Below are 21131 nucleotides of genomic sequence, written 5' to 3'. Positions count from 1 at the left end.
CCGGCGGCCACGGGAAGGGTAGAAGGGAGAATTAACGGCCAGTTTTTTGAGTAGACCTTCGGGAAATACATTCGCAAAAGACGGCATTTTGAATAGCTCAAGGTCAAGATTTTGACCTTATGGAATAACCCGATAATTGCCCCGGTTCCAGACGCCAAGGCAAGGCAACTCTATATTTTTGTTGAAAATAACCAGAGATGGCTATATATTTTCTTCTTTTTTAATCTCTCCGCTGAAAGAAATCCCAATGCCCCTGAAAAACCTCCTTTTACTTCTGATAACGGCCTTATTCCTCGCCGGTTGCACCACCATGGCGCCAAAGGAGAATCTTCCCTTTCCCCTGACCAACCAGGAATTTGCCGATCCGGTAAAGGTTGTTTCCATTCCTCTGCCGATCATTGCTTCCAGCCCCAATGAAGGAATTACCTTCGGAGCTCTGACCGCTTTTCTGCTCCACAACAAAAAGGAAGAGGTCAGCACCCTCGTCGCCCCCCAGGTCAACTACAACAAAAACTTCGGCGCCACGGCGACTCTCTTTGCCACCTTTTATCCCGTGGAAGACCGCTATTGGGAGGTGGCACTCTCCAAGTCAACCAAGGTCAATGAAGATTTCGAATTCAAGCTACGTGACAGTACCCTGCTCGACAAGAAGCTGGAGCTGAATGCTTTTCTCTTCTCCCTGACCGACGGCTCGGCCCGTTTTTTCGGCTTTCAGCAAACCAGCCAGAAAGCAAACGAAACAAATTATGCCGATCAAGAAACCGGCTTCAATCTTTCCGCCGGCTATCAAATTTTCCGGCATGTCCAATTGGTTGTCGGCGAGCGCTTCAAGAAGGTGGATATAAAGCATGGGGCCATCACGAAGGTACCCTTTATCCGTGAGAAGTTCGATCCGGCCGAGGTGCCGGGTATGGACGGCTTCACTGCCCATGCCCAAAAGTTGGGAATTGTCTATTCCACGCTGGATTCACCTACTTTGCCCACCTGGGGAGGGTATGCCAGGGTCGCAGTGGAAGCCAGCGTGAAGAGGCTCGGCAGCAGTGCCGACTACCGCCATTACGAGGCGGAGATGAAAGCCTATTATCCCCTGATGAATGCGCAGTTCATCAGCGTCGGCCGGCTGGCCTACAACCAGACCCTAGGGCATGACGTGCCTTTTCTGGAAAGAAGTATTCTAGGTGGGGAAACGACATTGAGAGGTTACGGCCGCAACCGTTTTATCGACAGCAGTTATTTTCTCCTCAATCTGGAGGAGCGGATCAGGCTGTTCCGTTGGGAAATTTTCGATGTCAATGCGGATTGGGAGATTGCCCCGTTCATAGATCTTGGAGCAGTCATGGAAAGACTGGACAAGGTCAGCACCAGGAGCTTCGAGTTCAACCCCGGCATCGGTTTCCGGGCGGTGGTCCGCCCCAACATCGTCGGCAGGGTGGATTTGGGGATCGGCAAGGAAGGACCGGCAGTTTTCGTCGGGCTGGGGTACCCATTTTAAAATGGTTCTATGTTCTGGGTTCTAGGTTCCAGGTTGCAACATAGAACATAGAACTTAGAACCTCGCACCTTGGCAAGTTCCCCGCCGCAACAGCTCATTGTCGATGGTATTGAGAACTTCAAATTTCTGCAATGACCAGAGCGGCGCTATGAGATGATCGCGATTGCCGTCGCCGGTCAGGCGCTGGACGCTGATGGTGGGATCCAGCAGTTCCAGGAAATCGCAGACCAATCCCACGTATTCGTCCCGATCGAGAATCCTCACCCCTCCCCGCAGATATTCATCCGCCAGGCCGTATCCCGCATCACATGGAGCAGATGCAGCTTCACCCCATCCACCCCCAAATCTTTGAGGATACTGGCGCCGGCCAGCATCTCTTCCCGTGTCTCTCCTGGCAGCCCAAGGATGATGTGGGCGCAGACCTTGATCTGCCTGGCCTTACATTCCTTCACTGCCCTGACGAATGAAGCGAAGTCGTGGCCCCGGCGAATCAGGCTCAGCGTGCGGTCCAGGTGGGACTGTAGACCCAACTCAAGCCAGAAGTAAGTCTTTCGTGCGTAAGATGCCAGGAGATCAAGTGTTGCAGCAGGCAGGCAATCGGGACGGGTGCCGACGATGAGGCCGACCACATCTTCCACTGCCAATGCTTGGTCGTAGAGGGCCTGCAGGCGACCAGGAGCGGCAAAGGTATTGGAATAAGGCTGGAAATAGGCGAGAAACTTCTTTGCCTTGTATTTCCTGGTCATCACTTCTTTGCCGTGCTCCAGCTGCTCTGCAATGGATGCGCCGCGGATTATGCCGAATGAACCGGAACCTGAACCACCGCAATAGATGCAACCGGTGTTGCCTACGGTGCCGTCACGGTTCGGGCAGCTGAAGCCGGCATCCACGGAAATACGATGGACACGGCAGCCGAAAACCCTCTTCAGTTCCTCGGAAAAGATATTGTAGCGTTTTTTTCCGTCAAGCATCAGGGGCTAAGCCTCATTTGGTAACCTTGAACCCCTTCCTGGTCTGATCCCAGGTGTATCCACTTCCACTCCAGATGGCTTCGATCCCGCTCCAGTCCAACGCCAGACTTTTCATTTCCTCGGTAATATAATAGGCGGGCATGATTTCGCTGTCGTCTATCCGGCTGTCGCCATTGCTGTCGGCCCAATGGAGAGGGGCGATGGTGACCCTGTCGTTGCCTTTTATGGCTTCAGCACGATTGATACTGCCGGTATGGATGAAAATGGTTCCATGCAGCTCGGCGCGAGTATCGATTGCCACATCCTGGGGCAGTTGCACCACGTAGGAAATCCTTACCGCACCATTACCGCCGGGAATAAGCCACTTTATTTCTTCCGAAGGAGCTTTGCCCGATGCAGCAGGAGGCATTGCATTGACGAGACGCCAACCGGGTGGAAGCTTCTCCTTGATGATCAGGCCCCGGCTGGTATTGTCCATCCTGTTCACCGTTATCTGGACCGGCATCATCTCTCCAGGGGCAGAGTATTCAGGCATCCATCTCACGGCGGCCACAGGAGAAGACATATTGGAAAGGATAAAAAAAGCGGCAATTATAATAAGGGCGATGATCAATATCGCCAGCAGAAGACCGCGCCGGTTTCTTTTCTTTGGTTGAGGCAGTTCGCTTTCGGCGACCTCTTCCGACGGACAGGCAGTTTCATGGCGAAGTATCTCATCAAGGTTCACTTCCAGCGCCATGGCCAGTTTCTCGGCATTTTCCCTCTTGATGGTCGGATAGCGGTTGTTTTCCCAACGGGAAATGGTATCGGTGGTGACGCCTACCACGCTTGCCACATAGAGCTGGGTAAGCTTTTTCGTCTCGCGGACCGTTTTTATGGTTGCACCTTCGATGGCGACACTGCCCGAAGTTGCTTTTTCATTTTTATCTGATAAATTATCCATATGAATTTATTTTAACAATTCCCCCTCATTGAAACCGGCTTTTTCCCTTTAATTTGATCTTTTGGCACCCGACATCGGGTGGAATTACTATAGATGTCCATACCTACACTACCATGCGTATGGTATTTTTTAAACACCATAGTGCAGAAACATCAACCAAAAAGAGGAGAGTAAAAAATGAAAAAAATGATCGCAGCAGCAGCATTGGTAATGTTTGCAGCAGGTGCCTCCATGGCAGCGGACACCATTACCCTTGAGGCAAAGAACGGCAATGTCACCTTCAATCACAAGAAGCACCAGGAAACCCTTAAGGAATGCAAAGTCTGCCATGGGGACAAGACCGGCAAGATTGAGAATTTCAACAAGGATGCCGCCCACAAACTGTGCAAGGGCTGCCACGAAGAGAAAAAAGCCGGCCCGACCAAGTGTGGCGAGTGTCACAAAAAGTAATTTGTTTCAGCTAGTTAGACATGGCTTCACCAAAAGAGGGGTCGGCGTATTGCCGCCCCTTTTTTCGTTGCAGCACCCAATTAAAGCATGTATCTTCAGTGAAGATGAAACGTTACTTCTCCGAAAACGCGCTGCTGCAGATGCGTGAAGCAATATCAGACGCAGGCGGCAACGAGGTTTTTTTCCTCGGCCGCACCGACGAAGCCAAAGTAGTGATCGATGCCGAACCGCTGGCACGGGGCAATGCCGATGCGGTAGCCGCTATCATGATCGTCACCTCCTTCGGGGACGTGGTCATCCACAACCACCCCTCAGGCATTCTCACCCCTTCCCAGGCAGATATCGAGATTGCCTCCCTCATGGGTAATCAGGGAGTCGGCTTCTACATCGTCGACAATGCCGTGGAGCGTTGTTATCAGGCTGTTTCCCCCTTTGCCCGCACGGTGCTGGAGCGCCTTTCCTATCCGGAACTGGAACGGTGGTATGCACCGGGCGGAGTGCTTGCCGAAAACCTGAAGGGCTACGAACACCGCGCCGAACAAACGCGCATGGCCTTTGCCGTAGCCGAAGCCTTCAACGAGGAGCGCATCGCCGTTATCGAGGCCGGTACCGGCATCGGCAAATCCCTCGCCTACCTCCTCCCCGCCGCCCTCTGGGGTCTGCGCAACAAGGAGAGGGTCGTCATCTCCACCAACACCATCAATCTCCAGGAACAGCTGATCAAGAAAGATATTCCTTTTCTCCAGAAGCACGGTGAGATTGAGTTCCGGGCCGTGCTGGTCAAGGGGCGCAACAATTACCTCTGCCTGCGCAAGCTGGAGAGTGTCAAGGCCGAGCCGACCCTATTCAAGGATGATGCAGCCAATGAGCTCCAGACCATCATCGATTGGAGCGGCAAGACAGGTGAAGGCTGCCGCAGCGATCTCTCATTCATTCCCCGTGATGAGACGTGGGACGAGATCTCATGTGAGGCTGATCAGTGCGGCAGGGTCAAGTGCTCCCATTATGCCCGCTGCTTTTTCTATAAGGCCCGGCGGGAGGCAGCCGGCGCCGACCTGCTGGTGGTCAACCACGCCCTGCTCATGGCAGACGTTGCCGTGCGGCAGGAAACCGGCTATGGCTCCACCGCCATCCTTCCACCCTTCGAGCGCATCATCTTCGATGAGGGGCACCATCTGGAAGACGTGGCCACCAGCTTTCTCTCAGCCCAAGTCTCGCGCAACGGCCTCCTGAGGATCCTCGGCAAGCTGCAGCACCCGCGCAAGACGCAGAGGGGATTGCTGCCGCTCCTTTCCACCCAGCTTTCCCGTGAAGTGCCGGAAGCCATGGATGACATATATATGGAGGTTGCTGCCATCCTGGAAGGAAGGCTTATTCCCCGACGGCTTACCCTCACCGACACCATGAACCGCGCCATGGATGCCATTGGCATAGCCCTGAACTCGCACCTGCGCAAGGATGTCGGCAGCAAGGAAGAGATCAAGTTACGTCTTACCCCTACCATTTACTCAACGCCCCTGTGGATCGAGGTGGAAGAACGGGTCAACGAACTGTGCCGGGAGATTGGCGAGTATGCTGTTGCCCTGAAGAACTTTCTCAAGGCATGTGAAAAGCTCCCCGACAAGGTGCTGGAAAAACTGGCGGGCAGCCTGGTTGATCTGAAGGGAGTAAGAGGGAGGCTAGAAACGGCCCAGGTGAACCTGCGTTTCTTTGTGGCGCGGGAAGAAGGATTCTGCCGCTGGTTCGAATCTAAAAAGACGACCAAGGGGCTGGTGGTCAAGCTCTGCTCTTCCCCTCTGGAGGTGGCGGAATCCCTGAAAAAAGTTGTTTTCGATAAGTTCAAGACGGTTGTAGTCACCTCTGCCACCCTGGCGGTGGGGGAACGCTTCGATTACCTGAAAAAGCGAACCGGCCTCAGCATGGTACCCGGTCCAAGGGTAAGCGAGCTACTCCTTGCCTCCCCTTTCGATTATCAAAAGCAGACCTTTGTCGGCATACCCACCGATATTCCCGAACCTGTGGCATCTGGATTCGAGCCGGTACTGAACAAGTACCTGCTGCAGGCACTGGGTATTTCCCAGGGGAGAGCCTTTGTTCTTTTCACCTCCTACAGTCTGCTCAGCCGTATTTACAGCCGGCTGGCGGAGCCTCTGAAAAAGGCGGGACTTACCCCGATGCGCCAGGGTGAGATCAACCGGCATCTGCTCCTCTCCCAATTCAAAAAGGGGCACAATCCTGTGCTGTTTGGCACCGACTCATTTTGGGAAGGGGTGGATGTCAAGGGGAAGGCGCTGGAACAGGTGATAATCACCCGCCTGCCATTCAGGGTGCCGACAGAACCGATCCTGGAAGCACGGGCCGAGCACATAGCCTCCCTGGGTGGAGACCCGTTCATGGAGTACACGGTGCCCCAGGCAGTGATCAAGTTCAAGCAGGGCTTCGGCAGGCTGATCAGGAGCAGGGAAGACCGTGGCGCAGTGCTAATCCTGGACTGCCGTGTTCTGTCCAAAAATTACGGCAAGTCCTTTCTTCGCTCCCTTCCCGATGTAAGAATGGTCAAGGGAAAAGGGGAAGAAGTCTTTGCCGCAATGTCGGAATTTTTCAGGGGTTAGCCTTCATCTGCCGCTTGGCGACATAGTTGTAGCACTGGAAATAGCAGAGCGTCATGAGGATGAAGACGAAGAGGATGGAGAACTGCGCGCCTGGAAGCTGCGGCGCCCTGAGGATGAATACCAGGAAGAAGATGAAGATCCCTGCCTTGACGATGTCGCCGGTCACTCTTTTCCGCCGCAGCCCCAGTACCTCCTGGGAAGAAAGGGACGTACTGCAGGAAGAAACCTCGCGAGTAGCTTCATAGGCAGCAAATTTGTAGACCGGGTAGAAAAGAACAACCTGCGCCACCACGGCCTGATAAGACTGTTGATGAATATCTGCTGCGGCACATGTGCCTGCAGCCAGAAAGCGATTCCAGCCAAAAGCGCCAGGAGAAATCCCTGCACCACATAGTAGATGGTGATCAGACGTTTCAATCTTGTGTAATCAAATCCATTTGCCATAGTATCTCCGCAGTCATCAAGCCTTTTCAGTTGCAGCCCACGCAAGAACCATAACAAATAAAATAGTGTTTTACAAGTAAAAGTAGTTTCCCCATAACTTCTATAGCCCCAGCGAACAAAAAAGGCCCCCAAAATGGAGGCCCCTTTCTTAACGGCACTGCCCGATTTACTTCTTGTGGCACTCACCACACTTGGTCGGACCAGCTTTCTTGGTCTCATGGCAACCCTTGCACAGCTTGTGAGCAGCATCCTTGCCCAATGTCAACTTGGCTGGAGTCCCCTCACCATGGCAGGATTTGCAATCACCGGAAGCGCTATGCTTTTTGTGATCGAAGGTTACGTTACCATTTTTTGCTTTCATGACAACGGTGTCGGCTGCAAAAGCAGCCGATGCAGAAAAAGCAACCATCAATACAACAGCTAATACTTTCTTCATACTTTGATCCTCCAACGAAATTAAAATAGACAAACAAGGCTCTTATACCCTTCCGATTAATTCATGTCAATAAATTTGTACCCATTTGTCAATTGGATAATGCCCTGGCAACGGTTATGATAAATATCTCCGCTGCACCCGCCTTTTTTAGCGTTTTCGCACATTCTTCGACAGTACTGCCGGTAGTGAAAACGTCATCAATCAATATGATCCGCCGGTCGGCAACCCGTTCAGGTTCGGCAACGGCAAAGGCACCCTTGACGTTCTGCTGACGCTCGTCTGCGGCAAGATTGATCTGCGGCTCAGTCCAGCGTGTCCGTTGCAGGGCATTGCGGGAGAGCGGAATCCGCCACTCCTTGGCCAGCACGGCTGCCAGAAGTATCGCCTGATTATAGCTGCGCCAGCGCAGCCTCTTTTTGTGCAATGGAACAGGTATGACAAGATCTGCTGCCGTCTGGCCTGCAAAGTCGGCAAGGTGGCGAGCCGTCATCAGCGCCAGCGGCCGGGAAAGGTGTGTCTTATGTGCATATTTGAAGCGGTGGATGAGCTCCTGGATGGGTCCGTCGAAGACAAAGGCGGCGCGCGCCGCCACATAGGCCGGACGACGAACAGAACAGGCGCCGCAACGGTGGTCAATGCCGTCTTCGGTGGCAAAAGGAACGCCGCATATGGGGCAAAGCGGTGAGGCGATGGGATGCAGCTGTTTGAGGCAACTTGTGCAGAGGTGCACATCCCCCGCATCCGGGATGTACACCCTGCACAGGTGGCAAAGGGGTGGAAGATGATGTCCAGCAGAGACCTGAACGACAATGTCTAAAGACCCAGGTCCTCGTTGACCACCAGCACCCTCACGTCGGTAAGGCGCGGCTTTCTGTCGATGACCGTGGTAATGCGGCAGATGCGGTCCGGGGAATTGCAATCGGAGCAGAAGCCGGTCTTCGAGCAGGGAGTATTATAATTGAGGCGCCTGGCATTGGGGGGACTGGCCCAGTCCTTGATTCTCTTGACGGCGGCATCGATGTCGCCATCCACCAGCTTGTTGCGCCCGGCAACGACGATCACTTTTTTCGGTCCGAAGAACATGGAACCGACCCGATTGCCCGAAGCATCTATATTGACGAGAATGCCGGAAAGGGTCAGGGCATTGGTCCCGGTAAGGAACAGATCGCAGGTGAGCTGCGTCTCATGGTGGCCACCTTTTCTTCCATGGACAGACCGGGCTGGCCATGGTTCAATATCTCCTTCCCCTGGTCCCTGAGTTGATCGGCAACCTCCAGTTCCGCCACGGACATGGAGCCGCCGAAGCCGATATTTGCCGCATCGGCCGCTTCTTTCACGATATAGTCATGGACATCCTTTCCGCTTTGGCAGTAGATCGCCGTGAAACCATTCTTTTCCAGGGCGGCCACGGCCTTTTTGCATTTCTGCTCATATGTCCAGTCCATCAATTCCTTGCTTTGACTCATATGCGACCACCTTTCAACTTTCACTATTTTCCCAGTTTGGCCCAGTAATCATATTCATAGCGCCAGAAATCCTTCATCAAATCCACCAGCCCCGCATGTAGCACTGAGGGCAAGCTTGGCCCCTGCCTGATCGGGATACTCCCTTTTTTCCAGTGTGGCGCGATACAGTTCCCCCCCCAGTGCCGTTGCCTTGGCAAACAACCGATCCTGATCGGGAAAAAGGCGCTCACCGGCAATGGATGACCCGACGCCGCCGACAGACCATGCCCCGAGCATGCCAACCACCCGCTGCATATAGTCGATCACCTGCTCATCGCCACCCCCGCCGGATGTCTCCACCACCACGCCATACTTGCCGTCCATGGCCTGGCAATGAATGATGCCGCAACAGCGGTCGAACAATGCTTCATTTGGGCCGAAACACTCATGATGTAATTGGGGCTGGCAAGGATGAAACCATCGCAGGCCAGGAGCTTCTTCTTCAGCTCCTCGAAGTCGTCGGGGATGGGACAGCTGCCCGTCTTGTGGCACGCATCGCAACCCACACAGGGATTTACCTTGATTTTCGAAAGATAAACCATCTCCACGGTGCCGCCGGCGTTCTGTACCCCTTCCACCACCTTATCCAGGAGTAGACCCGTATTGCCGCGCTGAGCGTGGGGACTGCCGTTAATGGCAATGAAATTCATACTACCTCCTTAAGACGCATCCACAGGCTACACGGATTTCGGCGTTTTTATTTCAACCTAAGCCCTTACTTATAGTTTTTCCTGATCCTTGCCTTCACCCTCAAGGAAAGGGAACTATTTACAGCTATAGCAGGAGATCAGCGCTAACAAGGTTACTTTTACGCGTTCATTATAAGGCTTTTGCCGGTCATTTCCTTCGGTTTCTCCAACCCCAGGATCTCCAGCATGGTCGGTGCAATGTCGGCCAGGATCGCCGGTTGCAGCTTCACCGACTTCCGCGTATCGTCAACCAGAATAAAAGGGACCACATCGCAGGTATGGGCCGTATGGGGACCGCCGGCCTCATCGGTCATGATTTCGGCATTGCGTGATCGGCAGTAATGATGACCCGGCCGCCAAGGCTTTGTACTTTGTCAACCAGCGTGCCAACACATTCGTCAACCGCTTCGATGGCTTTGATGGCGGCGCTCATGATGCCGGTATGCCCCACCATGTCGGCATTGGCGAAATTGAGAATTATGACATCGTATATATCCTGATCAAGCCGCCGCAGGAGTTCTTCGGTAACGGGATAGACACTCATTTCCGGCTTCTGGTCGTAAGTAGCCACCTCTTTCGGCGAGGGAATCAGCGCCCGGTCTTCGCCGGGAAAGGGAACCTCGCTGCCGCCGTTGAAGAAAAAGGTAACGTGGGCATATTTCTCCGTCTCGGCAATGCGCAGCTGACGGAGCCCCGCCCGGCCCAGCACCTCGCCAAGGATATTTTTCAGTTCCTCCGGGCCGAAGGCTACCGGCAGGCCGAAGGTCTCATCATAGGTGGTCATGCAGACATAGGAGGCGAGATTTGCCCAGCAGGGGCGCTGGAAACCGGCGAAGGCGGTGTCGGTCAGGCTGCGGGTAATCTCCCGGGCACGGTCCGAACGGTAGTTGAAGAAGATAAACCCATCGCCATCGTTGATTTTGCCAATGGCAGCACCCCCCGCAGTAATAACGGAAGGAAGGACAAATTCGTCGGTGACGCCGTTTCATAACTCTTGTCGATGGCTGCTGCAGCCGAGGAGAATACCTCACCATCGCCGCAGACAATGGCCCGGTAGGCCTTTTCCACCCGTTCCCAACGGTTATCCCGATCCATGGCATAAAAGCGGCCGATAACCGTGGCGATACGGCCGCAACCGATCCTTGCGATTTCCGCCTCCAGCTGAGCCAGGTAATCTGCCCCGCTCTGGGGAGGTGTATCCCGGCCGTCCAGCAGACAATGGATGAAGACCTCATCCAATCCCTGCTGCTTTGCCAGCCTGAGCAGGGCATAAAGATGGGTGTTATGGGAATGGACTCCGCCATCGGAAAGGAGCCCGGCCAGATGCAACCTGCCGCCGGCAGCCTTGGTTTTGGCTATGCAGTCCAAAAGCACCGGATTGGTGAAGAAATCTCCATCTTCTATGGACTTGGAGATGCGGGTCAAGTCCTGATAAACGATGCGCCCGGCACCGATATTGAGATGCCCCACCTCCGAATTGCCCATCTGCCCCTCGGGAAGGCCAACCGACATGCCCGATGTTCCCATTTCGGTACAGGGATACTCGGCGCAGAGCCGGTCCATGTTGGGGGTCCGCGCCTGGGCAATGGCGTTATTCTCCCGCTGTGGATTGATCCCCCATCCATCCAGAATCATCAGCATGAGCGGCTGTTTCGGCATTGGCATCTCCTTGGAAACAGAATTGAAAAACAAATGACATCCACCGATGACACAGTGTACGCAGATGCAATAAATCCCCACAATTGGCGTCATCTGCGGATTCGGTTTTAATGGTGATAGGGCTCGCCGTTGATAATTGTAAACCCCCGATAGAGCTGCTCCAGCAGAAAAATACGTACCATCTGGTGGGTGAAGGTCATGCGGGACAGGGCGACGGTCTTGAACGCCCTGGCGCGGAAGGACTCACTGAAGCCGTAGGCGCCGCCGATGGCGAAGACCAGTTCCTGGGTGCCGCCGTCCCGGTTGGTGGCCAGGAAGCGGGCCAATTCCGGGGAGCTCATCTGCTCACCCCGTTCATCAAGGAGCACCAGCCGGGCATTTTTCGGCAACAGCTTCAAAAGCCGCTCCCCCTCACGCTCGCGCATTGCCTCGGCAGCTGCCCCCTTCTCATCCCTGGCTTCGGCGAGATCAATGGCATATATCTGCCAATGCGGCCGGCATATTCGTCAATGCCGCGCCTCACCCATTCCTCCTGGGTTTTGCCGACCCAGAGGACCTTGAGCCTCATTTTTCCTTATCTTCCCACAGGTATTGTTCCGGTATCTCCACCAGCGGGCAGTTGTTCCACATCTCATCCAGGTTGTAATGGCGGCGAACCTCTTCCTGGAAGACGTGCACAATCACATCGCCGTAATCGATGATGACCCAGCGCCCCTCCTGCATCCCTTCAATATCCAGCGCCTTGCCGAATTTCTTCAACCCCTGCCGGACCGAATCGGCAATGGCCTGGGTCTGTTTGTCCGAGCGGCCGTTTGCCAGGACCAGGTAATCGGCAATGCTGGAGTGCCTGCTTATCTCGTAAATTCTAACATCCAGGGCTTTTTTGTCCAAAGCCAGGGCAGCGCACTGGATGGCGCGTTCCCTGGAATCGAGCACGTTTTTATCGACCATCGTTATAAATCCTCTGTTCCTTTATGTATTGCTCCACGGTCGCGGGCAGCAGATACCTGATTGACCGCCCCTGCCGTGTCAGGGTGCGGATCTCGCTGGAGGAAATATCCAGCAGAGTTCCGGCAATGGAGTAGACCGAATGGCCGGAGCTGTGCGTCAGGCGTTTTTCCGCCGCATGGTAGCAGAACCGATCAGCTATGGCAACGGGCAGGGCCTTGTCAAGCGGATCGGCAACCGCACCGGGACGGGATACGACGACGATGTTGCACAGGTTGAAGATAGCCGCGTACTCCTTCCAGGAGCCGATATCGAGAAAGGAGTCGCTGCCGATAATGAAGAAGAATTCGTCGGCAGGGTATGCCAGATGCAATTCCTGCAAAGTGTGAATGGAGTAAGAAGTTCCCCCCCTCTTCCCCTCGATATCGGAAATGGTAAAAAAAGGGTTGTCGGCAATGGCCAGCCGCACCATTTCATACCGTACCTCGAAGGATAACTCGCCAGCCAGGAGCTTGTGGGGTGGAGAGGCGGCCGGCACAAACATCACCCGCTCCAGGTCGAGCCTGTCCCGCACCTCTTCAGCAATGCGCAGATGTGCATTATGTATGGGGTTAAAGGTACCCCCAAGAATACCGATCCTCATAGCCCTCCAGCACCTCTCAGCCATTCACCATTCACCAATCACTGCCTTATCTGTCCTTCGCCGTAAACGATGAACTTGGTCGTCGTCAGGTCTTCCAACCCCATGGGGCCGAAAGAATGGAGTTTGGTGGTGGAGATGCCGATCTCGGCGCCGAGACCAAGCTGATTGCCGTCGGAAAAGCGGGTGGAGGCATTGACCAGCACCACGCTTGAGTTAACCTCTCGCAGAAACCGCTGGGAATTGGCATAATCGCTGGTAATGATAGCTTCCGTATGCAGCGAACCGTACTTATTGATGTGGGCGATGGCTTCATCCAGATCATCCACTACCCTGGCCGCCAGGATCAGCTCCAGGTACTCGGCATACCAGTCCTCTTCGGTGGCTGCTTTCACTCCGGGGGCAAACTGGCGGAACGCTTCGTCGCCGCGCAGTTCCACCTTCAAGGTGGAGAGTGCTTCATGGATGCGGGGCACGAAGGTCTCGGCGACATCCTTATGGATGAGCAGGGTCTCCAGGGCGTTGCACACTCCCGGTCGCTGGGTTTTTGAGTTGATGATGATCTTCTCCGCCATGCCGAAATCGGCCGTGGCATCGACGAAGATATGGCAGACCCCCTTATAATGCTTGATGACCGGGATCTTGGAGTGCTCGACGACGAACCTGATCAGGCTCTCCCCTCCCCGGGGAATGATGACATCGATGAACTCCTCCTGCTTGAGCATCTCCGTCACCCCTTCCCGCTCCGGGAAAGGAATCAGCGACAGGGCCGCAACCGGGATACCCAGCTTCCGCATCTCGTCCTGGAGCAGGCCGGCGATGGCCAGGTTTGAATGGATCGCCTCAGATCCGCCGCGGAGAACGACGGCATTGCCCGCCTTAAGACAGAGGGCGGCAGCATCGGAGGTCACATTGGGGCGTGACTCGTAGATAATGCCGATGACACCCAAAGGAATGCGCATCTTGCCGACGGTGATCTCATTGGGACGCTTCCACATGTGTGTCACCTCTCCCACCGGGTCGGGGAGAGCAGCGACTTCTCGCAGACCATCTGCCATGGCCTTGATGCGTGACTCATCCAGCATGAGCCGGTCAAGCATGGCGGCTGAAAGACCTTTTTGCTGTCCCGCTTCCAGGTCCTTGGCGTTTTCCGCCGTAATACGCGGTGCGTTGTTCTCTAAAGCCTCTGCCATCCTGAGCAAAAGCTCGTTCTTGGCAGCGGAAGACAGCCGGGCCATGGCCAAAGAAGCAGCCCGCGCATCAGCAGCTATTTTTCGTATTTTTTCGGCAATAGTCATCATTCTTCCCCTATCTCTGCTGCTTCAGGAATGCGGATTTTCCGATAAGCACAAGGCGCCTGAGGGATCGCGCGGAGGACCTGAAAATCCGCCGCAAACTTTCGCAAGGCGAAAGTTGACAGCCCTGCTGCCCCGGAGGGCGAAGCCTTAAGGCTGAGTCACAAGGGATACCGAAAGGCAACGCCGTGATTGCGGAAAAGCCGCATTTCACAGTACCACTAAGTTGTCGCGGTGGATTACATCATCCCCATACCTATATCCCAGTATCTGCTCGATATCGCCGCTCTTATGTCCGGCTATCAGCTCCATTTCGCGGCTGGAATAGTCGGTAATGCCACGGGCGAATTCTGTGCCGTCCGGGGTGCAGATCCTGACGCAGGCGCCACGGTCGAATTTCCCCTCGACCTGGACCACTCCCGACGGCAGCAAGCTCCTGCCATGCCGGGAAAGGACCCTGAAGGCGCCGTTATCGACAACGACCCGGCCCGCCGGCCTCTGGGTATAGGCTATCCAATGTTTGCGCCGATTAAGGCTAACACCTGCCGGCAAAAACAGCGTCCCCACCTCTGTACCGGCCAGCACCAGTTCAAGATTACCGCTTTTCTTACCATTGACCATAATGGTGGGAACGCCCGATTTCCCCACCTTCTTGGCAGCGGCTATTTTTGTCGCCATGCCGCCGGTGCCTACGGATGAGCCGCTTCCGCCGGCAGCGCGTTCCGTCTCCCTGGTAATGGACCGGACCAGGTGGATCAGTCTGGCCTCTGGGTTGGTGCGGGGGTCTGCGGTATAAAAACCATCTATATCGGTGAGGATCACCAGAAGCTGGGCCTCGACAAGGTTGGTCACCAGGGCTGACAGGTTGTCGTTGTCGCCGAACTTTATTTCCTCCACCACCACCGTATCGTTCTCGTTGATGATGGGAATGATGCCGCATTCGAGCAGGGTATCGATGGTCGCCCGGGCATTGAGAAATCGGGGTCTGCTGGCCAAGTCGTCACGGGTCAGAAGCAGTTGGGCCACCTTGATCCCGTGGCGGGCAAACTCCTCTTCGTAGGCTCGCATCAGTTTCGACTGGCCGATTGCCGCCGCCGCCTGTTTCTGGGGGATGGTCCGCGGCCGGCCAGACAATCCAAGCGCCAGCCTTCCGGCCGCAACAGCGCCCGATGAAACAAGAACGACCTCAACCCCCTGCTGCCGAAAACGGGCCATTTCGGCCGCCAGTCCCTTGATGCGGTCACCGTCAAGACCATTGTCCACAGAAGTGATGACACCACTGCCGATCTTTATGACAACGCGCTTTACCTTTTTCAGAATCTCTTTTCGCAATTGAATTAACCCGGAATCTTTGCAACCTAAAGATATCTTTAATAGCATGTTTACCAGGCTATGGCAAACAGTCATGAGCGAATCGGGCCAGTTTCACGTTGACAAACCGCCGGTGGGATTTTAGACTGGTCGCCTGCCGGACAAGGAGCACCGTTTGCTGAACAAGGAAAAATGGAAGAAAAAAATCAAGGCCATCCTTTCACTGGACAGCCATCCGGGCCATATCTCGGCAGGTTTTGCCGTCGGTGTATTCATCAGCTTCACTCCCTTTTTCGGCCTACATACGCCGATGGCTATTGCCGCAGCCTTCATCTTCCGCCTCAACAAACTCACCTGCATCACCGGCGCTGGGTCAACACCCCCATCACCGTCATCCCCATCCTGGGCGTCAGCTATAAGCTTGGCAGGATGCTCCGCGGCCTTCCCCCCGAGAAGTTTCAAATCGAAGCTGCAGTGGCAGCACCTGGAAAAACATGGGACATCTCTCCTGCTCGGCACCTCGATCCTCGGATTCATTGCCGCCGTGGCGGCCTATTTCATCTGCTATTATCTTGTCGTACGCTTCAGGCAGAAAGATGAGACTCTGGCAGAATTAACCAAAGAGATGGAAGAAACCGGCGAGGACATGGAATAAAAAAGGACCGGGGTCACTCTCCCCAGCCCTCGATCAGCTTTATCAAACTCCTTCTATCCTTCTATTTCCCCAGAAACGGTGACAGCACCATGTAGGTTACAAATGCAACCGCTGCCGAAGCGGGAATTGTCAGGACCCAGGCAACCAGTATTCTTGAAGCAATCCCCCAGTTGACTGCCGACATCCTCTTTGAGAGCCCCACGCCAAGTATCGATGAAGTTATGACATGGGTGGTGCTGGTGGGCATGCCCAGTGCCGAAGCACCGAGAATAACCCCGGCCGAAGCGGTTTCAACACAAAAACCGTGCACCGGCTGCAACTTGACGAAATCCCGCCCGACCGTCTTGATTATCCGCCAGCCGCCAGCCGCCGTACCCAGGGCCATGGCCACAGCACAGGCAACTTTCACCCACGTGGGAACAGCAAAGGTGGCAATGGTTCCATAGCTCAGCAGGGCCATGGTAATGACCCCCATGGATTTCTGCGCATCGGCAGTGCCGTGGGAAAAGGCCATGAAGGCTGCCGAGACGATCTGCAGCCTGCGAAACGAACGATTCAGCCCGTACGGGGCCTTGTTCCTGAAGGCCCACATCATTATGACCATGAAAAGAAAACCGATGATTGTACCGAGAACCGGTGAAACGAGCAGGGCAAGGATGATTTTTTTAAGACCCGCCCAGTGAAGTGCGGCAGCACCCGCGTGGGCGATTACCGAGCCCATTATTCCGCCGATGATGGCATGGGAAGAGGAGGAAGGCAGGCCGTAATACCAGGTGATGAGGTCCCAGATAATGGCGCCTGTGACTCCGGCGACGACTACCATCTGGGTTACATTATTGGCATCGACAATGCCTTTGCCGATCGTGGCTGCCACCTTGGTGGAGATCATGGCCCCGGCGAAATTCAGACCGGCTGCCATGATGATGGCACTGCGCACGGACAGGGCACGGGTGGAGACGCAGGTGGCGATGGCATTAGCGGTATCGTGAAAGCCGTTGATGTAATCGAACAACAGCGCCACGGCTATGACCAGAAAAAGCATTACCAGCGTTGCATCAGGCATTTTTTACCACCACGCTTTCGAGAATATTGGCGGCATCTTCGCATTTATCGGTAGCTCTCTCCAAGGTCTCATAAATCTCTTTCCACTTGATGAGCTGGATGGGATCTTTCTCCTCGTCGAAAAGGCGGCTGATGGCTTCGCGACAGACCCGATCCGCCTCGTTTTCAAGCGCATTCACTTCGACGCAGTACTCGCTGATCGGCTCCAGCTTACCGCCAAGGAGGGCCACGGTCTTATCTATAGTCTGGCAGGACTTGAGAATAAGAAAGGCAAGCTCCTTGGCTTCGGGGGTAGGTTTCTCCACGTTGTACATGACCACCCGCTGGGCCGAAGCGTCGATAAGGTCGAGGATGTCGTCCAGGGCCGCCGAAAGGGCGTAAATGTCTTCCCGGTCGAATGGGGTGACAAAGCTTTTGTTGAGCTTCTTGATGATGTCGTGGGTCAGGGAGTCACCCTTATGCTCCACGTCCTTTATGCGCCGCTGGCTTGTGGCAGGATCATTGAAATTGTCCAGCATATCCTTCAACAATTCAGCGCCCTCGATGATATTGCTGGTCATTTCTTTGAACATGTTAAAAAACTTTTCGTCTTTAGGAATCAGTCCAAACATTCCGTTACCTCCGGGCGGCCCAGAACATCCTGAACCTGATATTTGTAAAACCCGTAGTAAATAACATAAATTTCCAGCAGTGCCCACTTAAATGTTACAAATTTGTTACAGGAACTGTATACGAATTTTTCATTCCCGTTCCACCGTGATTTCGGCTTTTCTTCTCCCTACAGGGCCATTTCTCCCTTGCTTTTGGCCGCCGCATCACTTATCGTTTCAAAAATTAAGAGGAGAACGCAACAAATGGATTTGTTTCAAGCTACAACTCTCGGTATCGTCCAGGGACTCACGGAAGTCCTGCCAATCAGCAGTTCAGCCCACCTGATCCTTATTCCCACCTTTCTTAAATGGCCAGAATCGGGAATTACCTTCGACGTAGCTCTCCACCTGGGGACATTCATCGCCCTCTGCCTCTATTTCTGGCGGGATCTAATTGAACTTGTCAGCGATTTTTTCACCGGAATGACCGACTGGAAGCATCAACCCACATCGAGACGGCTTCCGTTCTATATCATCGCCGGCACCTTTCCGGCAGCCATCGTCGGCAAATTGTTGGAGACCCCCATCGAGGAACTTTTCAGGAAAAGTCCGTCGTTGATCGCCTTATTTCTTATCGTTTTTGCCCTGTTGCTCGCCTTTGCCGACACCAGCGGCAGTAAAAAATGGAAGATCGAGGCCATCACTCTCAAATCGGCGATCATCATCGGCCTGGCCCAGTGCCTGGCGCTTATCCCGGGTGTTTCCAGGTCAGGCATTACCATTACTGCTGCTCTCCTGCTCGGCTTCAACAGGGAAACCGCGGCCCGTTTTTCTTTCCTGCTATCGCTGCCTATTGTGGCTGGTGCAGCCCTGTTCGAGCTCAGTGGTCTGCTCAAGACCGGCATCCCTCCATCCGACGTGGCGCCACTTCTCATCGGCATCGCCACCTCTGCCGTTTTCGGCTACATAAGTGTCGCTTTTCTCCTGAAAATGGTGCAGCGCAGCTCTCTATATCCCTTTGTCTGGTACAGGATCGCTATTGGCTGCCTGGCGCTGGTTTTCATCAACTTTGGCTGAGAGGTATCATGGCTGGGGGAATCAAGCAGTGGCCCGAGGATGAGCGGCCCAGGGAAAAGCTTCTGAAACGTGGAGCTGCAGCTCTGTCAGATGCAGAACTGCTGGCGCTGATCATCGGCACCGGCGATTCCTCCAGTGGTCAGAGTGCCCTTGACATGGGGAGGCAGATGCTTGTCGAGTTCAGCGATCTGCGTAATCTGGCCCATGCAACAGCCAGTGAAATCTGCAGCATAAAGGGGGTCGGTCCTGCCAAGGCTGCCTGCGTCAAGGCCGCACTGGAATTAGGCAATCGTTTCGGCGCCCGCCGATTCGAAACCCTGGAGCGATTCACCTCCCCCACCCAGGTCTTCGAGCATTTTCATCCGGAATTTCGCAACCAACGCAAGGAATACTTTCTTGCCCTGCTTCTCGACGGCAAAAATCGCATTCTGAAAAGGGTCCAAATCTCCGAAGGCTCCCTCAACCAAAGCATCGTTCATCCAAGGGAAGTCTTCAATCAAGCAGTGCGGGAATCGGCAGCGGCGGTTATCCTCGTGCACAATCACCCCACCGGCGACCCGACCCCCAGTCGCGAAGACATGGAAATCACCCGCCGGCTGAAGGAAGCAGGCGACCTCCTGGGCATCAAGGTCCTCGATCATATCATCATCGGTGACGGAGCCTTTCTCAGCTTCGTCGATCGAGGGTTCTTATAGCAGATTATTTGAAGTGGGCGGCGCAGAACTCTTTTGTCTGGAGGATTCATGGGCAACGTGAAAATTACCGCGCTTGACCGTGCCATGGCCAGGCTGTGCGAAACCTGTCCCGCCTGCCGCTCAGCCCAACGCAAGCAGCAAGGAATGGCATTCTGGCTGGTAACCAGGGTGGAGGAAAAAATCTGCCCCTTTTGCCGCGCCTTCGAGAAAGTACATGGGCGCAAAGCCCATGAACAGCCCGATTAATTCCCACGGGGAAAGGAAAAACCATGCCGCGTATCAGCATCACCTGCCCCCATTGCGGGTTCAGGCGTGAGATGGAAGACTCGGCCATACCGGCAGGGGTGACAAGGGCCACCTGCCCAAGTGCCGGCAACCCTTCCCCCTGCATGACTCCATCGACAAGGGAACATCCACATCCCCTCCGCCTCCTGAAGTCCAGCCTTCGCCACCCCCCATAAATCCGTCGGCTCAAGCTGCCGATCAGGACAAGTCTGCGCAGCCCCGCCCCAGGATGCTCCGTTTTTCCTTCACCGGCAATGCCCGCGACTATTTCGGCATCTGGATCGTCAACACGCTGCTCAAGATCGTCACCCTGGCATCTACACGGCCTGGGCAAAGGTGCGTAAACGCCGCTATTTCTACGGCAACACCCTGCTCAACGACACCGTCTTCGAATACCTGGCCGACCCCATGGCCCTTTTCAAGGGATGGCTTCTGGCAGCGGTCTTATTCGTCCTTTATTCGGTGGGAACAAACGTAAATCCCTTACTTGCCGGCACCCTCGGCACGTTTTTCTTTCTGGCAATGCGTGGCTGATCGTCCGCTCCCGCATCTTCAACATGCGCTACTCTTCCCACCGCAATATCCGCTTCACTTTCCAGCCCAACTACCGTGAGGCGTACCTGATCTTTGCCGGACTGCCGTTTCTCATCCCCTTCACCTTAGGGGCGATCATCCCGTACATGGTCTATCGCCAGAAAAAATTCTTCGTCGAAAACAGCGGCTACGGTCGAAACCGCTGCAGTTTCGACGCCACCGTCAAGGATTTTTACCTGATCTTCATCAAGGCTGCCGGCCTGGCCACCCTCATCATCTCCGTTTTCGTCGCCTGCAGCTTCCTCTTATCCACCGTGTTCCGGGACCTGTCGCCCCTGTTCCTCGATGGCAGCGTCGGCAAAAAGACCACCCAGAAGGCTTCATTGCCATTTTTTTGCCGTCATGATCGGCATCAACCTTATTTACCTCTTCTTCACCATTTACGTGCAGACGGCCCTCGCCAACCTTACCTGGCAGGGAACTCGCATCAGGAACAGCCGTTTTTCCAGTACCCTCAGGGTCCGTGACATGGCCTGGCTCTACCTTTCCAGCGCCGCCGCCATTTTCCTCTCCCTGGGGCTCCTCATTCCCTGGGCATCCATCAGGATAACCCGCTATCGCTTCGAAAACCTTTCCCTCCATCTCAAGGATGACATGGAATCGTTCCTCGGCTGGGGAAATGCCAATGTGGGCGCGGCAGGAGAAGAGATCGGCGACATGTTCGGCATCGATATCGGCCTATGACGGTAATTCAGGGATATTATTACGACGGCAAGCACTCGGGTCGCCGCTCGGTCACCCTGACACGGGGATCAGGCCGACCTGAGACTGCCAAGGG

General features: G+C 54.7%; 21 protein-coding genes and 5 pseudogenes. 10 read left to right on the top strand and 16 right to left on the bottom strand.

The window, feature by feature from the left end; genetic code table 11:
• Window positions 1-247: 247 nt before the first annotated feature.
• Entirely contained in the window at window positions 248-1492 is a 1245-nt protein-coding gene (locus tag JCM15764_RS01270) for a BamA/TamA family outer membrane protein (protein ID WP_054692114.1), read from the top strand.
• Window positions 1493-1546: 54 nt separating this feature from the next.
• Here JCM15764_RS01270 and mnmL read toward each other — a convergent pair.
• Window positions 1547-2463, bottom strand: a pseudogene (mnmL, locus tag JCM15764_RS01265) (tRNA modification radical SAM protein MnmL/YtqA).
• A 13-nt stretch (window positions 2464-2476) separates the two neighbouring features.
• Window positions 2477-3406, bottom strand: a complete 930-nt coding sequence (locus JCM15764_RS01260; RefSeq protein WP_054691760.1) for a helix-turn-helix transcriptional regulator — start codon at window positions 3404-3406, stop codon at window positions 2477-2479.
• Between the two features lie 177 nt (window positions 3407-3583).
• Between JCM15764_RS01260 and JCM15764_RS01255 the strand changes: the two genes are divergently transcribed.
• Both JCM15764_RS01255 and JCM15764_RS01250 read left to right on the top strand, forming a co-directional pair.
• The gene (locus JCM15764_RS01255; protein WP_054691758.1) at window positions 3584-3856 is read left to right on the top strand and encodes a cytochrome c7; all 273 of its coding nucleotides are present in this window, start codon (window positions 3584-3586) and stop codon (window positions 3854-3856) included.
• Between the two features lie 104 nt (window positions 3857-3960).
• Window positions 3961-6468, top strand: a complete 2508-nt coding sequence (locus JCM15764_RS01250) for a helicase C-terminal domain-containing protein (protein ID WP_054692111.1) — start codon at window positions 3961-3963, stop codon at window positions 6466-6468.
• Here the strand turns inward: JCM15764_RS01250 and JCM15764_RS01245 are convergent.
• The 12 genes and pseudogenes from JCM15764_RS01245 to proB all read right to left on the bottom strand — a co-directional run bounded on the left by JCM15764_RS01245 (window position 6458) and on the right by proB (window position 15416).
• On the bottom strand, window positions 6458-6757 hold the full coding sequence (locus tag JCM15764_RS01245; RefSeq protein ID WP_243688124.1) for a hypothetical protein: 300 nt from the start codon (window positions 6755-6757) through the stop codon (window positions 6458-6460). The two genes, JCM15764_RS01250 and JCM15764_RS01245, sit on opposite strands and share 11 nt — an antisense overlap.
• Window positions 6758-7078: 321 nt before the next feature.
• Entirely contained in the window at window positions 7079-7348 is a 270-nt protein-coding gene (locus JCM15764_RS21100; RefSeq protein ID WP_012645710.1) for a cytochrome c3 family protein, read from the bottom strand.
• Window positions 7349-7436: 88 nt separating this feature from the next.
• A complete protein-coding gene (locus JCM15764_RS01235) occupies window positions 7437-8078 on the bottom strand; it encodes a ComF family protein (protein ID WP_243688123.1) in 642 nt (213 codons plus the stop codon).
• An 83-nt stretch (window positions 8079-8161) separates the two neighbouring features.
• Window positions 8162-8814 (bottom strand): annotated as a pseudogene (locus JCM15764_RS01230) (lactate utilization protein).
• Window positions 8815-8868: 54 nt separating this feature from the next.
• Window positions 8869-9153, bottom strand: coding sequence for a hypothetical protein (locus JCM15764_RS21095; RefSeq protein ID WP_243688122.1), 285 nt, complete (start codon window positions 9151-9153; stop codon window positions 8869-8871).
• Complete coding sequence (locus JCM15764_RS21090) at window positions 9117-9503, bottom strand: flavodoxin family protein (protein ID WP_243688121.1); 387 nt, start codon at window positions 9501-9503, stop codon at window positions 9117-9119. The genes JCM15764_RS21095 and JCM15764_RS21090 overlap by 37 nt, the downstream gene beginning before the upstream one ends.
• 158 nt (window positions 9504-9661) lie before the next feature.
• A pseudogene (gpmI, locus tag JCM15764_RS01220) lies at window positions 9662-11201 on the bottom strand (2,3-bisphosphoglycerate-independent phosphoglycerate mutase).
• A gap of 107 nt (window positions 11202-11308) precedes the next feature.
• Window positions 11309-11769 (bottom strand): annotated as a pseudogene (locus JCM15764_RS01215) (23S rRNA (pseudouridine(1915)-N(3))-methyltransferase RlmH).
• Window positions 11766-12152 (bottom strand): ribosome silencing factor, encoded by a 387-nt coding sequence (rsfS, locus tag JCM15764_RS01210; RefSeq protein ID WP_054691754.1) that lies wholly within the window; start codon window positions 12150-12152, stop codon window positions 11766-11768. Before rsfS ends, JCM15764_RS01215 begins: the two are co-directional and overlap by 4 nt.
• Window positions 12142-12792, bottom strand: coding sequence for a nicotinate-nucleotide adenylyltransferase (nadD, locus tag JCM15764_RS01205; protein ID WP_012645703.1), 651 nt, complete (start codon window positions 12790-12792; stop codon window positions 12142-12144). Before nadD ends, rsfS begins: the two co-directional genes overlap by 11 nt.
• Window positions 12793-12830: 38 nt before the next feature.
• The gene (locus tag JCM15764_RS01200) at window positions 12831-14087 is read right to left on the bottom strand and encodes a glutamate-5-semialdehyde dehydrogenase (RefSeq protein ID WP_054692104.1); all 1257 of its coding nucleotides are present in this window, start codon (window positions 14085-14087) and stop codon (window positions 12831-12833) included.
• A 207-nt stretch (window positions 14088-14294) separates the two neighbouring features.
• On the bottom strand, window positions 14295-15416 hold the full coding sequence (gene proB / locus JCM15764_RS01195) for a glutamate 5-kinase (RefSeq protein WP_054691752.1): 1122 nt from the start codon (window positions 15414-15416) through the stop codon (window positions 14295-14297).
• 154 nt (window positions 15417-15570) lie between these two features.
• On the opposite strand from proB, the gene JCM15764_RS01190 reads away from it, so the two are divergent.
• Entirely contained in the window at window positions 15571-16050 is a 480-nt protein-coding gene (locus JCM15764_RS01190) for a DUF2062 domain-containing protein (RefSeq protein WP_243688120.1), read from the top strand.
• Between the two features lie 61 nt (window positions 16051-16111).
• Here the strand turns inward: JCM15764_RS01190 and JCM15764_RS01185 are convergent, their stop codons facing one another.
• A complete protein-coding gene (locus tag JCM15764_RS01185; protein WP_054691750.1) occupies window positions 16112-17113 on the bottom strand; it encodes an inorganic phosphate transporter in 1002 nt (333 codons plus the stop codon).
• Window positions 17106-17723, bottom strand: coding sequence for a DUF47 domain-containing protein (locus JCM15764_RS01180; RefSeq protein ID WP_054691748.1), 618 nt, complete (start codon window positions 17721-17723; stop codon window positions 17106-17108). Before JCM15764_RS01180 ends, JCM15764_RS01185 begins: the two co-directional genes overlap by 8 nt.
• Before the next feature lie 243 nt (window positions 17724-17966).
• Here JCM15764_RS01180 and uppP point away from each other — a divergent pair, with 243 nt between their 5' ends.
• From uppP to JCM15764_RS25800, 6 genes and pseudogenes are all read left to right on the top strand, one after another.
• Window positions 17967-18779 carry an undecaprenyl-diphosphatase UppP gene (gene uppP / locus JCM15764_RS01175; RefSeq protein ID WP_054691746.1) on the top strand — a complete coding sequence of 271 codons (813 nt, stop codon included), beginning with the start codon at window positions 17967-17969 and terminating at the stop codon, window positions 18777-18779.
• A gap of 8 nt (window positions 18780-18787) precedes the next feature.
• A complete protein-coding gene (gene radC / locus JCM15764_RS01170) occupies window positions 18788-19474 on the top strand; it encodes a RadC family protein (RefSeq protein WP_054691744.1) in 687 nt (228 codons plus the stop codon).
• 48 nt (window positions 19475-19522) lie between these two features.
• Entirely contained in the window at window positions 19523-19720 is a 198-nt protein-coding gene (locus tag JCM15764_RS01165; RefSeq protein WP_012645672.1) for a hypothetical protein, read from the top strand.
• Window positions 19721-19743: 23 nt separating this feature from the next.
• Window positions 19744-19935, top strand: coding sequence for a zinc ribbon domain-containing protein (locus JCM15764_RS21085; protein ID WP_243688119.1), 192 nt, complete (start codon window positions 19744-19746; stop codon window positions 19933-19935).
• A 53-nt stretch (window positions 19936-19988) separates the two neighbouring features.
• Window positions 19989-20820, top strand: a pseudogene (locus tag JCM15764_RS27620) (YjgN family protein).
• A complete protein-coding gene (locus JCM15764_RS25800) occupies window positions 20705-21037 on the top strand; it encodes a DUF898 family protein (RefSeq protein ID WP_439645246.1) in 333 nt (110 codons plus the stop codon). The pseudogene JCM15764_RS27620 and the gene JCM15764_RS25800 overlap by 116 nt, the downstream one beginning before the upstream one ends.
• The last annotated feature ends 94 nt before the right edge of the window (window positions 21038-21131 follow it).

This window comes from Geotalea toluenoxydans JCM 15764, from assembly GCF_001311985.1.
Classification (GTDB): domain Bacteria; phylum Desulfobacterota; class Desulfuromonadia; order Geobacterales; family Geobacteraceae; genus Geotalea; species Geotalea toluenoxydans.
The sequence above is the reverse complement of the archived record's forward strand: the minus strand, read 5'-3'. Positions and strand labels throughout refer to the sequence as shown.